We start from the raw sequence: 14376 nt of genomic DNA, 5'->3' as shown, positions 1-14376 counted from the left end.
TTATCAGCAGGGCCTTGAACTTAGCCCGAAGGTCAGTTCATACAGCACTATCAACCCGGCACGCCTGAACTAATCAGAAATCAGGGTTGATACCACATCCAAGGTGGACGATTCCGTCAATCCCTTTGTCCCATGGTTTTTTACATCATATTCACATTATTCGTCAGCACCTTGCGTGGTCTGACGCCGTCCGAAGGGCCGACAACCCCTTTCTTTTCCATGAGATCAACGATTCTGGCTGCGCGGTTATACCCGACCCTTAAGGCTCGCTGAATGCTGGATATTGATGCTTGACGGGTGGTGAGTACCACCTCCAGAGCTTCATTATATTTTTCATCATATTCATCATCCATAGTACTACTGGAATCGCTTTCGTCGGGCTCCTGCTCAGTGATCACGTCAAAGATGTACTCAGGTTTTCGCTGTTGTTTTATAAATGATGTAATGTCAGAGAGTTCATCTTCGGAAAGATAGGTGCCGTGCACTCGGGTCAGTCTTGCTGTACCCGGAGGCACAAAGAGCATATCCCCATTACCAAGCAGCGTTTCCGCCCCATTGGAATCGATAATAGTTCGGGAGTCTGTTTTTGAAGAGACCTGAAACGAGATCCTTGTTGGGAAATTAGCTTTTATGATGCCGGTCAGTACATCCACCGAAGGTCTCTGGGTCGCAAGGATCAGGTGAATGCCGGCAGCACGTGCCATTTGTGCAAGGCGGGTCAGGGAAAACTCTATGTCCCGGGAAGCGGTCATCATCAAGTCTGCCAATTCGTCAATAATGACGACAATAAAGGGGAGAGGTTCCAGCCTCTCTCCATCTTCATCGTACTGGGGGGATGAGGACGTGACAAGTTTTTGGTTGAACTGCTCAATATTCCTGACCTGGAAGTGGGCCAGCAGGTTATAGCGCCTGTCCATCTCTCGAACCATCCATTGAAGGGCGATATTGGCCTTGTTCATATCTGTGATCACCGGGGTCAACAGGTGAGGGATATCATTATAAAATGAGAGCTCAATCCGTTTGGGGTCAATCATCAGAAATTTTACTTCGTCAGGCGATGCCTTATAAAGGATACTCGTGATCATCGCATTGAGGCCTACACTTTTCCCCGTACCAGTCGCCCCGGCAATGAGGAGGTGAGGCATGGATTCAAGTTCCACCACAACCGGGTTGCCGATAATGTCCTTGCCCAGACAAATGGGTACTTTTGAGGGACACTGGGTAAACGCTTCGGAGGTGACGATATCAATAAAAGGGACAAGGCTTTTTTTGATATTAGGGATTTCAATGCCCATCACATCCTTGCCGGGAATGGGGGCTACGATACGGATACTGTAAGCACTCAGGGCCAAAGCAAGATCATCAGCCAGGTTAACAATTTTGCTGATCTTAATCCCTGGATCCGGTTTGTATTCATAGGTGGTGATGACCGGTCCCGGCGAGATACCCATGACCTCGCCCTTAATACCGAAATAGCCGAGTTTTTTCTCAAGAAGTTCAGCGTCTGAACGGATTCGTTTTCGATCAATTTCGCTTTCGCTACTGGTGTTTTTGAGAAAAGAAAGCTGAGGAAGTACGTATTCTCCTGCATCGGAGAAAGGTGTTTCTGCAGGCAAGGGTTGATTATTGGTCTGGTCAGGAGTGTTTATGATATATGACGAGGGTGGAGCTGGAGTACCTTCGTTCGTTTCTTCAGAGTCGTCTTCGGCTGACGAAAAGGAAGCTGAAGGGACAACCGTGGGCGTTGATACTGGCTCCTCCTCGGCAAGAGAGGCTAACAGGGGCTGCTTTGTAAGGCTGTCCTTCTTGTCTGGTTCCGGGGTAATGGGCTTTTCTGTGAGCGCCGTTTTTTCAGTGCTTAATACCGGATCCCGTCCGGCAGAGTCAGGTAACGGTAGAGAAGTTTCCGCTATTTTTTCCGCGGAGACTTCTTTTTTCACCTGGGAGTCATTTGTTATCGAGCCGGTGGCAGCGGTTACTGAATATTTTTTGACAACCGGTGAAGAGATTGATTTGGCGTTGTTCCTCTCCTCTGGGGCTTTGCTCCCCTGAGACAGGGAAGGATGAGATACACCCTGGTGGGCGGAATTATTTGCTGGTGGCGGAGAAACGGCTTGGCCCGGCAATGAGCTAGGTAATGATGATTGATGGGAAGAAGGCGTATGCCGGTATGGCTTGCGAGGCCACTGTTTTGCAATACTATCGCTTTTGTCATGGCTTGCTGCGAGCACCGAATTCTTCTCTTGTCGGGAGGGTACAATTTTTTCCTCTTTCTCATCCTTCTCCAGTTGTACCGGCATTTCAGGAACTGTGGAGTCCTGGACGGCTTGGGTAGATGTAGCGTCGTTGGAGACAGAAGTCATTTCTCCGTCGCTGGAGGCTAACCTTTGGGTAACCCCACCGGCATGCGCAGGTTGGTCGGCTTTTTGCTGTTTCTCTGGGGGTGCTGTTGGTGAGGGGGGCAGTGGGACATCTGGAGCAAGGTGCGTGGGCAGTGCATCCGCTGTTGATTGTAAGGTGCGTTTAGCCACAGCTCCGGCTTGGTGGTATGCCGAAGGATTGATTGATGGAAATGGTTCCCTTGAGTTGTCCTTTCCTAAAGAGCTTTGCCTCTCCTTGCTTAAAGACGGACCTGTGTCTGCAGTTTGTTCGGCACTAGAGACATTTTTCTTCTCAATTGCTTCGCTGGGAGCAGGGGAAACGCTGGTTTTAGCAGGTCGTGGATCTATCGGCGAAGTGGTGGTGGCTGTTTTGTCGGGTTTGATTGCCGGGGCGGTTGAAACTGTGGCGGGTGCAATATCTGTCTTCGTATATGTAGTTGCCGGATGAGCCGACTGTCCGGAAATGTAGGTTTTCGGCTGGTGATTTGTCTTGTTGGTACTGGTTTCGCTGGGGCGATCTTGGACTACTTTTGATGGGTCTGGTTTTGTACCAGGCTGGACGGGCGTATACTTTGTTTTTGAGCTCTGCTCTGGACGTTTTGCTGCCACTGGATCATTTGCAGGATCCAGGTTGGACAGTACCTGCTTCATTGATTTAACGGTCTGGTTTAGCTGCTCGTATTTGTTTTTCAGGGTAATATGTTTTTCGCAAATGTTGAGTGTGGCGAGCATCAGCTTCGCATAATCACTCAAGTCATCCCTGATCGAGCGTTTTCCGTGATCAATTCTTTGCAGCTCGCTGATAACCTCACTGGCAATTTTATCTGCCATATTCAGCAATTCTGCGTTCTCTATTTTGTACTTGAATTGGCCATGTCCTGTTCGGATTATCAGGGTATCCTTTTCAAGACTATATTCGTATATTGCCACGTTACTACCTACAGTTGAGTAAATTATATGAGTAGCCGCCTGCATTTTGTCCCTCTGGACGCAACGCTCCTGCCGATTTTTGTATTGCACGCTAAAGGTTTCTTCGGAGAGGAAATACAGGGAGGAAAGCGGCTGTCCTCGATGTCTACATAATCGGTGCAGTATTATGCTTCAAAAGCCAAAGACTTTTCAACAGTGCCGGGATATTGCAGCATAATGCTCGCACCCCTTAGCTCGAATTGCTCTGGGCTGGGCAACGAGACCTTTTCGGGATAAAAGGGATGCGCTGTGAAATAAAAAATAAGCCACTATAACCGGCTCTGTTTCGACCGCAATCAAGACAGTATTGTCCAGCATTATACTCAAGATTGAGGCCTTTCTTCCTACAAGGATATCAAGCTCATTCTATGAAAACAACTTAAAAAACAAGGTCCAAAATGTAATGGAGTGAGAGTGCTGTTGATTTTAAATGGCAACAGGTGGCTGGCGGAGAAAATTCTTTTTCGCCACCTCGACATTGATTTCTGTAAATGCCTTGGTTTGAGGTGGAAATCTAGGAGCCAGTTGATTTACTGCCTTTTCGCCCAATCTCTCGGAGTCTTCGCTAACCTGACATTGAATAAAAATCTAGTAAATCCACAGGCTCATCTATCTTTTTGACACGCTTCTTGACGCATGTAATTTATTGTTTAACTGTATGTGATGTTGTCTGCTGCGATACATGTGCGAGGATGTTTAGTTAACTCGTTTTCACTCCCCAGACCGCAAAGATTGGGTCAGCATACCGCATTGACATGAAGTGAGCGTCATCAACGGGTCTCGGGTAGCCTCGAATGGATTCCGTCTGCAGGTGAGAAAAAGATTTCCGGCTGATGAAATAGTCGACAACCAGGCCCTGCCGTTCGAACGGGTGGAGATCGCTCCACGGCAGTATTTGCTTGCCTGGAAACCATCTATCAGAGATGATAATTATACAGGTTCCGTTTTTTCTCAGCACTCTGCTGATTTCCTTCATCACCTCGTAAGGCTGAGACAGGTACTCGATAGAGACCGTACAAATAACTGCATCAAAAGACTGATCTGGATAAGGCAGTTCAGGGTGGTTGTTCAGGTTGTGCAGTGTATAGCTTGAAAGCTGTTTGTTTTGCCTCAATTCTTCTTCGTTGAGACCAAGCCCAGTGACATCACAATCTCGAAGTGAATCCGGTAGATGTGATTGCCAACTACTCATTAAATCGAGTATTTTTTCTCCTGGTTTCAGCAGCCGCTGGTAGGTGTTTTGGACATGCTGACGTGCCGTTTGATCAAGATGATGCACGAGCCGCGGAGAAGCGTAAAAAGAAGTATCATCTGCTTCGTTTTCTCTGCCAAAGGGATAGTGGTGAGCAAGAACGTCTCTAAACGAAGTGGACGGGACTTGCATTCCCGGCCCGTCTGCGGTTATCAGTTCGGCGATATCGTGTATCGATCCACCCCGCTGAGTAACTGGATTGAGATGTTTTTTAAGTTTTGCCTCAATGGTGAGGGCAAATTCGGCAAGAGGGTGATTGATGTCTGCTGTCAGGGTCGTCTCCGTTACATCAACTATCCTGCATGGGGTCATATCTTCGGGAAATGTATTGAGGCCTTTCCAGGCAAATCCTTTTGGATAAAATCTGCCGGGAGACGGAGGTATTGGTTTTCCGCTTCCCGGCATTGCAAACAGTTTACTTGGGAACTGAACTATATTACGTTCCAAAAAAGGAGGAACCAGGGTTCCCGGAGCAAAATTTTCCGAGTATGTCTCATGCTCATGGAGGTTTTTAACGCCTTCTTCCATATTTCCCGGAAAGAAGTCCCGCCAGAAGTCTATTTTTTCAACGAACCATCTGTCGGTATGTGTGGCAACATTGCTTTGATAATTGAGGGAAAACTCCATTGCCGCTCGATTTGATTTATTTTCCATAGTTGATTGTGGATGTTAAATTTGCAGGTCTCTTAGTAGCTTCCTTCAGCCAGTAGGCATACAGACGCTTTTTCTCACTCGTTACTACTATAAAATTAACAAGAAACAGGGCTATTGCAACGGGTGCGCTTTGGTGGGAAGAGGATAGTGAAAACTACCATACGTGCTTGTGCGCCAATTCTGCCATTGGTTCAGAAGTAAGAGACTGGCTAATTTACGTAATCAGCTATTATTCTATTGTCCTTTTTTTCGGTAGTCAGACAAAATTTCATACAACCACTTACCTGCTGGTCGAGTTGTTTCTGTACAATTTACCTCATATTTTTTTCCGGATAAACTGCTCTTTGTTGCCACTTTTTCTATAAAATCTTCCGTTGTATGGATACGCTTTTTCACGTGCGAATACTTTTTCTGTAAATGACTGAAAGCCTCTGCAGCCTGGTATTGTTTGCCATTTCTTGAAAAGGTACATTCGCTCGTGGAAAGAGTGGTCAGCAAGTATTGTATTTCCTGTTCATCTGCCCGGCAAACGTGAGAGAATAAAACGGTCTGACACACGACAAGAGCAGCGATAGCATAGTGCATAGTATTTTTCACCTCGCAATTATCATCTTTACTGGGAGACTTTGAACGTCACCATCATGGGATTATGATCTGAAGTCTCTACAGATTGAATATTGGCTGCAACGGGTATAAGTCCCCGGTAAAAGATATGATCAAGTGGTTGGCCCAGGAAAAGCGTCTTTTTCCCCTGTGAAAAGAGTAATGGTTTCAAAGAAAGTGCCTCTGTCAATTGCTCTATTACCGCGGTTCTCCCTTCACTCCAGTTATTAAAATCACCAGCCAGTACAATGGGGCCTTGATGTCTTTGCAGGACCTCCTGCAAAGACATCAATTGCTCTGTATAGCTACCAAGTCCTGTACTAAAGTTAATACCATGGATGTTTGCCACTAACAGTTCTTCCGAGGTCCCCTGGATGCTGAAGCGACTGATCAGGATTGTTTTCGGGATAACTGTGATTGGCTCCGGGTGCCGCATGCCGCATTGACTCAATGGCTGTATTTTAGAAGCGATTAAGACACCGGCCTCCCTGCCTTTATATCTGAACCCATTATTCAAGCTCCAGTACATTTCTTGATCATCAAAAATATCCTTTAATACATCGTCTAATACTGTTTCCTGCAGAAGGATAATATCGGCCACTGTACTGAACTCCAACAAATCCTTTTGCCAGCCTTCCCGTTGTCCTTTGTATATATTCCAACCAAGAAGAGATATTGTATTGGGATCTAGCGCCTGTTGTGCATTCATTTCCATCCAGCTCGCAGGTGGAAGGCTGGTTTTGTTACAAGTACCGTCCGTGACAGCAAGCAAACTCTTGTTTTGGCCAAGGAAAAGTCTTTCTGTGGGAGCAATGGAGGCACAGCTGGTAAAAAGGAGAAGAGCAATGAAGCCGACAATAAGCCACAGGTAAAAATAATAGGTTCTGAAAGGTGTTAAAGATACATCACGCATGGCATTTTACTTTTCCTGACAGGAGCCTGGATAGGGTTCTTGGTTTTTGCTGACAACGGACTTTATTGGAGAAAGGTTTGCAAAGAGTTGTGGAATTTCTTTATGTTATATAATTTTTTTTTATTCGGTTGTTCTCACCTTGTTAGTTCGGGAATACAAGGTGATAGGTTAATCACTTTCAACGTGGTTGGTTATATTTTTTTCTCGTGGTTAACGATTTTTTACCGCTTGAGGACAGGTTTCTATGTGATAAGAGGAACGTACCCAATGAACACGTTTAAAAAAGAGTTGCTGCTGAGAGGTTACACATTTTTTTTAAACATCGTATGCAGGACTGCAATATGTTCCGGGCCAATACCACAACATCCACCAATAATCCTTGCTCCCTGTTGGTGCCAGCCAGCAGCAAATGCTGCATAGCCGGATGGATCGATATTCTGACGGACTTCCTGGATGGACAAATTAGCTTGTGCATCCTTGCGTTGGGCAGGGAATGCGTTGGCATATACACCAATCGGCAGATTGATCCCCAGATGGTGTAGCTCCTGTTGGGTGGCATCAATTGCCGGTGCCATAACTTCCGGTTGGCTGCAGTTAAAAAGGATTGCTGCTGCTCCATGTTCAGCTGCAAATTGTACGGCATCGGGCACCGATTCGCCGGAGCGGAGCTGAGGCTTACCCGCCGGCGATGGATTACCATCTTGAAGCGTGTAGGAAATCCAAACGGGTCGCTTGTCGTTTAGCAGCATATCCAACACTACCTTTGCCTCGGCTATTGCGCTCAACGTTTCCGCAAGCCACAGGTCAACATAAGGATCGAGCGCATCGACCAGTACCCGCAACAGAGCGTGCGCCTTCTCCTCCACAAAGAGATCCGGCCTGTAAGAGCCAAAAAGAGGAGGCAATGAGCCTGCGACTTGACAACCAAACTGTGTGGCTACATCATGTGCCAGTTGGCCGGAGAGAGCTGCCAGGGAAGAGCCATCGGCTACGAAACGTTCTTTGCCTATATGGTAGGGAACAACGGCATAGCTGTTGGTGGTTAAGATGTCGCTGCCGGCAAGGGCGAATTGCTCGTGAGCCTGGCGCACGAAATGTGGTGCCTCTATAAGGGCGAGGGCTGACCACTCCGGCTGCCGAAACGGTGCCCCCATCTGTAAGAGCTGTCTGCCGATACCCCCATCAAGCAGGGTAACCGTATCTGTGGCGGTATTGTTTTCCATATCAGCTTATTCTTATAGAGGGACAGTGGGTTGCTATCTCGTGCAAACCAGAACGATAACAGGTGACCATTAATGATGATGGTCACCGGAACAGGTGGCTGTGCCATCTGGATTGCGGATAAACTCCAACTGTCTTTTATCCATTTTTTCCAGGGATTCGCGTACAGACATATCTGCGGCAGCATAGCGGGTGACACCATCATCTGCCAGCACATTAAAAGCTCTTTTCTCGAATTTGCCTGTAATCACCGCTTCACATCGATGCTTCAGAACGGTCTGCGCCAGCTCCTCATCTGAGCCGGGGCTGCAGGTATGCGCGATGGGGGTGCATGTCATGGTATCAACATTAACGATAAGCAGATACGGTGTTTCGGCAAATTTATTAAAAACGGTGCTGTCCAGAGTAGCGCCGTCTGCTGTTATGGCAATGTTCATGAGTGGTCCTTGTATTCTTTAAAAGGGTTCGTTGTGAGGGAGAGCGGCAGTCTTTTTTTCTGCTCAAGTGCTTTAAAAAGAAATGTAGAAACAATAAAGCCCTGAGGCAAATACCGCAGGGCGTTATTGTTAGAGGTGGAGCAATATTTCGAGGTAGCCTGCAAAAAGTTTAAAAAGGCTAGAACAGATTAAACCGCTTCGATAATATAGTAATTTTTCTTGCCTTTCTGCACCAACACGTATGCTTCACTGATCAGGTCCGAGGTGCTGACCGAGTAGTCCTGATCAGTCAGTTTTGCTTTGTTCAGGCTGAGTCCGTTTCCTTTTATCGTCCGGCGCACTTCGCCTTTACTAGGGAAAACAGCCGTTTCTGCGGCAAGTAATTCAATGATCGGTACGCCGGCATCGAGTTTGGCCCGGTCAATCTCAAAAGTCGGTACGCCTTCAAACACTGCCAGGAACGTTTCTTTATCCAGCTTTGCCAGGCTTTCTGTGGTTGCTTTGCCGAAAAGGATCTGAGAGGCTTCCACAGCCTTCTCATACTCTTGTTCGTCATGAACCATGCAGGTCACCTCTTTTGCCAACCGTTTCTGCAATGGCCGAAGATGCGGTGCAGCTTCCTGCTCTTTTACCAGTTCATCGATTTCTTGTTTGCTGAGAAGCGTGAAAATTTTAATATATTTCTCTGCATCGGCATCAGACACATTCAACCAAAACTGGTAAAATTTGTAGGGTGTGGTCAGTTTGGGATCAAGCCAGATGTTACCGCTTTCCGTCTTGCCGAATTTACCGCCATCAGCTTTGGTTATGAGCGGGCAGGTAAGGGCAAAGGCATCACCGCTTTCTTTGCGACGGATAAGCTCTGTGCCGGTGGTGATGTTCCCCCATTGGTCAGATCCGCCCATCTGCAATTTACAGTTTTTTTCTTTGTATAGATGTAAAAAATCGGTTCCCTGCACCAGCTGGTAGGAAAACTCGGTAAAGGACATTCCCATCTTGGCATCTTCGCCCAAACGGGATTTTACACTGTCCTTGGCCATCATGTAATTGACGGTAATATGCTTGCCGATATCGCGGATAAAGTCCAAAAAGCTGAAGTCTTTCATCCAGTCGTAATTGTTTACCAGCTCAGCGGCATTGGGTGCGTCTGATTCAAAATCGAGAAATTTGGCGAGCTGCTTTTTCAGGCATTCCTGGTTATGACGGAGAGTCTTCTCGTCGAGCAGGTTGCGTTCTAACGATTTCCCCGACGGATCGCCGATCATCCCGGTTGCCCCCCCGACAAGCGCTAATGGCTTATGGCCGGCGATCTGGAAATGTTTGAGCATCATCACGCTTACCAGGTGACCAATATGGAGCGAATCAGCAGTTGGATCAATCCCAATATAGGCTGATGTCATCTCTTTTTGGAGTTGTTCTTCGGTTCCTGGCTTCATGTCGTGGATCATGCCACGCCATGTTAATTCTTCGATAAAATTCATTGTTCTGTAATCGTAAGTTATTTGTTGATGGTTGTTGAGAAAGATGACTCCATATTCGATCTGGGAAAAAACTTACTCTATACCATGTAAGTGTCTATTTGTCCTGCCCATCTTTGCTGATCTAGGAAGGTGTTCTGAGAAGGTTGTCGGTCAATACAGGATGCAAGTTTCAGGGATTAAGGCATATGGTTTCAAAATCCATATGCTTTTTCAGGATCTTGGTTCCACCGCCTTCAGAAATAATCTTTTCCACAGCTGACGGATTCCGTACCCTGGCCCCGGCAATATGGGTTACCGGTGTTCCGAAGAAAACCTCTGGATGCATGAAGGATGAAGGGCCCAGGACAACTGCGGCACGGGCATTGCCGAGATCGGCAAGCACTTCATCTATGGTGTCGGTGACTATGGATGTGGCAGTGATGAGGGCAACATCGCATGCGGCCAACGAGGAGCGACCCGCATCAGGAGAAATGGTGCCGGGTTTGTCGTTTTTCAGTTCCTGGATATCTAGCCGGCAGCCGGTTTGGCGAAGACGTGGTACTAATGGGCCAAAAAAACCGACCATGGCAACATGCTCAGATGGCTGAATATCAATAAGTTCTAAAATCTCATCGGAAACCGTTTCCGGACTGGGAATATCCGCTGTAAGGGCATTGGCAGTGGCAAGACCGATTGTTTTGGAAAGGGGACTATCGGCGATGTCCAGCATTTGCAGCAGTTCTCCAGCCGGTCTGCCGACAAGTGTTCCTGCTTTTGGTTGTTGGCCGCAGCCGCCTGAACTCTTTTGACCTGTCCATGCAACGCCTGTGTTGCCGTTATCAAGACGCACGCTTGTATACACCAGCCCGATACGTACATCGGCCACGGTAAGCTCCTCTGCGACAGGGGCCATTAAGTTGATGATTTTTTGTGGAATTGTGTGATTCATGACTAACCTCTTTTAAAAACGAAATATTTCTCTCAAGGAGCGTATGATGCCGGCAGCAATCAGCTGGTGTCCTTTCTGGTTGGGATGGAGTCCGTCATCCAGATACATAGTGCTTATAGCTTGTTGATCGTCGCCAAGGAAAGGTCGGTGTACATCAACCACAGGTATTTCACTGTCGGTAGCATAGGTGGTAAGTTTGTCAACCAGCTCTGTCAGCATTTCCGTCATTCTTTCATACCCTTGAAGCGGACCGGAAAAATCAGTATTCCTGGCAGATTCCACGTCAACAGGTATCGGCAGGCCGATAATCGGGGTGATGTCATGGTATCTCGCCTGAAAACACATTGAAAAGATGTTTCCCAGGATTGTTTTCACCTCCCAATCCCACCACAGATCATTTGTGCCGCCCATAATAAACACATAGTCGGGTTTGAGCTGTATCACTTCCGGGTAAAACCGGGCAAGCATCCCTGGCGTGGTATCACCGCCGATGCCGAAATTTGTAACATCCAGAGCACAGGCATTGCCAACAAGAGCAGGCCAGGTGTGGCCTTTAACAAAATCTGCCCCCTCGGTGATGCTGTCTCCCATACAGGCTAATTGTTTCATTGTACTCCCCTTGGTAGCCTCTCTTACAAGTATAGCGGTCTTCGACAAGTGGTGCTTACTTTGCAAGATGGCCTAATTATTTAGAAAGAAAAAACCGGGCAAACTTGCTCATTATCTTATACGGCATTTCAAAGACTGTTATTACTATTCCTTGAGATGCGTTTCCTTTGGCGTTACCCAGCTTAAAGTCAGAAGAAAATTTTTGCCCACATGAAGGACAGGCCATAAGCATTCCCCCTATGTCATTTGGAAACCGTAATTGTTGGCCACATTCAGGACATTTCTTTTCGGTATACTCAGCCATGGATCCTCTTCATTTTGTAGGTCAAATTTACGATCGGCAAGTTGTTGTTTGCTCTTCCCGCCTACTCCTTAAAGAAGACGATGTTAGCTTTGTTTCTCGGAGGTATTCGCTTGTAGGTAAATTTAGGATACCCCACCATAACCGCCCCATGTACCTGGTGATCATCTGGTACACCGAGAAAGGCGGCAAGCGGAGGCCACTGAGTAACCGCGAACGTTACATATCCTGCCCAGCAACTGCCTAATCCAAAGGAGGGAAGGGCAAGTTCCAAATAGGCGATGGCAGTATCACAATCCGCCTTGGCAATACCGTTTTCTTTTAACGCATATGCAAAAATGAGGTGAGGGGCATCCCTACAAATTCGATCAATATTTGCTTCCCATGCCTCAATCAGTTTTTGCATATTGAGACGGGCAGCAATTTCAGGAGCATGGGTGAGGACGTGTCGCATCCAGTCAATGACATGCGCAGCTATTGTCTGCACATCCTTTTTATCATGCACTACCAGCCATTTGACTGATTGCCTGTTGCTCCCTGTCGGAGCTGCAGCTGCTAGAGAGAGACATCTTTCGAGCACATCCGGTGGAACCGCCTTTTTTCGATAGGTCCTGATGGATCGTCGTGATCTCAAAAAATGGTCAACATGATCAGGTGGTAAGTGCAGCTTCTCGTCCACCACTCTGCATGCCTCTGGTGAGAGAAAGTCAAGCCTGAGCGCGGCCTCTGGGCATATAGCAACACAATGCCCGCAGTGTATGCACGTATCTTCGCCTCCCTCAATCACCACGGGACCTTTCTCATCCATCGCAATGATTTTAGCAGGACATTCGAGTGCGCAAAGACCGTCCTGGTTACATTTGGAATAATCAACTGTTAAAAACATGTTCGCCCTCTGGGTATTGTTGTCGTACCGTGCAAATCAATGCTGCTTGTTTATTTATTGTTTATTCTTCACAATTATCCAGATGGCATGAATCATTCCAGGTATAAAACCTAAAAATGTTAGCACGAGATTAATCCAAAAATGTTTACCAAACCCTACCTGGAGAAAAGCTGCCAGCGGTGGGAGGATAATCGCACATATTATTTTTATGATGTCGTTCATTTTTGTTTCCTCTTGGAGTTGTGGTTTGCAATATTTATAGGAGATATCTGGAGTTTTAGAGATCAGATATAAACAGGAAATATACGAAGAGCTGTCAGACCAGGGCGCAAATAAAACAATTTGGCATGCCTACTCCCAATGCACTGAATTTTTAGCCTAGTATAGTGCGGGGTTAGCGAGGTGCTCTTTACAGGATTTACGTTAAAAGCTCATGGGGCTGAGTTAAAACCGCCACCATGCTAGCCACCAAAACTTCGCTGCTTACTGTGGCTTGTCTCTAAATTATCCTCAAGCAGAGCTTTTTTCCTGGTACTAGACATTGCCTGACCGGCATGCGATGATCGACGGGTTACCCTTGCCTGAAAAAAGAAACTGAAATTTACATGGAACTCAGGCGGTTTAAGGTAAGGAAGCACGAGAAAATCGAATTTGACTTAAACCAAAAGAGATGCCCCGGATTATTTTTTAATGAGTCGATATCCAAATAAGAGCAGAATTGCTCCACCAATTGCGATACCAATACTTCCAAAATTGAAGCCGGTAACATCACCGATGCCAAGTCTTGACCCTATAAATCCTCCTACAAAGGCACCAGCTATTCCTATCAGGATAGTGACAATGAATCCACCGGGATCATCACCGGGCATTATCATTTTTGCCAAAGCACCAACTATCAGTCCCATAATTATCCATGATAAGATTCCCATCCTTTCCTCCTAAGGGAGCGTAAATGTTAGTCCCATTCCAATGGAACTGCAATCAGACGAAGAGTCCAACTTTCCTGTTTACTGTGGGGCAATAATCAGCCACCAGAAAAACAGTACTGTTGTAAATATCAGAATAAAGATCATCTCTGGTAATGTCAACTCGGTCTGCAGTCTCTGCAAATTATCATTACTTTCTGTGAAGGTTTCTACACAGAATACGTAGGAAAATCCTCCCCGGTCAAAGTCAACATCTTTCCACTCTATTTGAACTCTAACGGTTGCTTCATTATTTAATGTCGCTACCGTCGTCCGGGCCTCCAACCTGCTTCCAATTGGTAATTATATCACCCATGATAAATAATTGGTCCTTTTCGGCTATGTGGGTGTGAAGATAGATGTCTTTGATTCCATATGGAGTGTGAGTGGCGATTGCTTTGGCTAAGCTGGTCATAAAGATTTGCCTATCCTTACTGTCCAGAAAGCCAGGTGTGTACAGGTCAATGAAGACAACCTCTTTTACACCAGCTTTTTCACATCCAGGACAGTACATGTCTTGGAAAAATTGCCAGTAATAGGTCACAAACGTTTCAGGTAGCCCAGTCTCTTTAACTACGTCCGCACTTATCTTCGCCATGGTCTTGTTTAGATCTAGAGTTGTAGGCATTGTGGTGATCTTGACCATAGGGTCGCCTGGGGTCATTTGGTTGCCGGCTGAGGAAGAAAGCGGTGTGCATAAGAGGCTGCTCAATAGACCAGCCAGTAGAAAAGAGGTAACGAAGTGTGTGTTGTTACACATGATGATTCCTATTCTG

At 46.6% G+C, this 14376-nt stretch carries 14 protein-coding genes; all 14 read right to left on the bottom strand.

All coding sequences use genetic code 11. From position 1 onward, the window contains the following. Window positions 1–140: 140 nt before the first annotated feature. The 14 genes from ACHZCY_RS09675 to ACHZCY_RS09610 all read right to left on the bottom strand — a co-directional run bounded on the left by ACHZCY_RS09675 (window position 141) and on the right by ACHZCY_RS09610 (window position 14360). Window positions 141–3311, bottom strand: a complete 3171-nt coding sequence (locus ACHZCY_RS09675; RefSeq protein ID WP_319548751.1) for a DNA translocase FtsK — start codon at window positions 3309–3311, stop codon at window positions 141–143. Between the two features lie 739 nt (window positions 3312–4050). Further along, complete coding sequence (locus ACHZCY_RS09670; protein WP_319548750.1) at window positions 4051–5256, bottom strand: methyltransferase domain-containing protein; 1206 nt, start codon at window positions 5254–5256, stop codon at window positions 4051–4053. 234 nt (window positions 5257–5490) lie between these two features. Further along, the gene (locus tag ACHZCY_RS09665) at window positions 5491–5841 is read right to left on the bottom strand and encodes a DUF5329 family protein (protein ID WP_394713396.1); all 351 of its coding nucleotides are present in this window, start codon (window positions 5839–5841) and stop codon (window positions 5491–5493) included. Window positions 5842–5869: 28 nt separating this feature from the next. Further along, entirely contained in the window at window positions 5870–6772 is a 903-nt protein-coding gene (locus tag ACHZCY_RS09660; RefSeq protein WP_205222844.1) for an endonuclease/exonuclease/phosphatase family protein, read from the bottom strand. Between the two features lie 302 nt (window positions 6773–7074). Continuing rightward, complete coding sequence (locus ACHZCY_RS09655; protein ID WP_319548749.1) at window positions 7075–7995, bottom strand: homocysteine S-methyltransferase family protein; 921 nt, start codon at window positions 7993–7995, stop codon at window positions 7075–7077. A 69-nt stretch (window positions 7996–8064) separates the two neighbouring features. Then, entirely contained in the window at window positions 8065–8430 is a 366-nt protein-coding gene (locus tag ACHZCY_RS09650) for a NifB/NifX family molybdenum-iron cluster-binding protein (protein WP_319548748.1), read from the bottom strand. Between the two features lie 188 nt (window positions 8431–8618). Continuing rightward, complete coding sequence (gene tyrS / locus ACHZCY_RS09645; protein ID WP_205222841.1) at window positions 8619–9911, bottom strand: tyrosine--tRNA ligase; 1293 nt, start codon at window positions 9909–9911, stop codon at window positions 8619–8621. A gap of 169 nt (window positions 9912–10080) precedes the next feature. Continuing rightward, window positions 10081–10839 (bottom strand): DUF364 domain-containing protein, encoded by a 759-nt coding sequence (locus ACHZCY_RS09640; protein WP_319548747.1) that lies wholly within the window; start codon window positions 10837–10839, stop codon window positions 10081–10083. A 12-nt stretch (window positions 10840–10851) separates the two neighbouring features. Then, window positions 10852–11448, bottom strand: coding sequence for a GDSL-type esterase/lipase family protein (locus ACHZCY_RS09635; RefSeq protein ID WP_319548746.1), 597 nt, complete (start codon window positions 11446–11448; stop codon window positions 10852–10854). A gap of 76 nt (window positions 11449–11524) precedes the next feature. Next, the gene (locus ACHZCY_RS09630; protein ID WP_319548745.1) at window positions 11525–11752 is read right to left on the bottom strand and encodes a hypothetical protein; all 228 of its coding nucleotides are present in this window, start codon (window positions 11750–11752) and stop codon (window positions 11525–11527) included. Between the two features lie 61 nt (window positions 11753–11813). Continuing rightward, window positions 11814–12635 (bottom strand): nitroreductase family protein, encoded by an 822-nt coding sequence (locus ACHZCY_RS09625; RefSeq protein WP_319548744.1) that lies wholly within the window; start codon window positions 12633–12635, stop codon window positions 11814–11816. 54 nt (window positions 12636–12689) lie between these two features. After that, window positions 12690–12857, bottom strand: coding sequence for a YqaE/Pmp3 family membrane protein (locus ACHZCY_RS09620; protein WP_205222836.1), 168 nt, complete (start codon window positions 12855–12857; stop codon window positions 12690–12692). Between the two features lie 458 nt (window positions 12858–13315). Beyond that, the gene (locus tag ACHZCY_RS09615; RefSeq protein WP_205222835.1) at window positions 13316–13564 is read right to left on the bottom strand and encodes a GlsB/YeaQ/YmgE family stress response membrane protein; all 249 of its coding nucleotides are present in this window, start codon (window positions 13562–13564) and stop codon (window positions 13316–13318) included. Between the two features lie 286 nt (window positions 13565–13850). Then, the gene (locus tag ACHZCY_RS09610; protein ID WP_205222834.1) at window positions 13851–14360 is read right to left on the bottom strand and encodes a hypothetical protein; all 510 of its coding nucleotides are present in this window, start codon (window positions 14358–14360) and stop codon (window positions 13851–13853) included. Window positions 14361–14376 lie beyond the last annotated feature (16 nt).

The organism is Desulfogranum marinum (genome assembly GCF_963675105.2).
GTDB classification, from domain to species: domain Bacteria; phylum Desulfobacterota; class Desulfobulbia; order Desulfobulbales; family Desulfobulbaceae; genus Desulfogranum; species Desulfogranum marinum.
The sequence above is the reverse complement of the archived record's forward strand: the minus strand, read 5'-3'. Positions and strand labels throughout refer to the sequence as shown.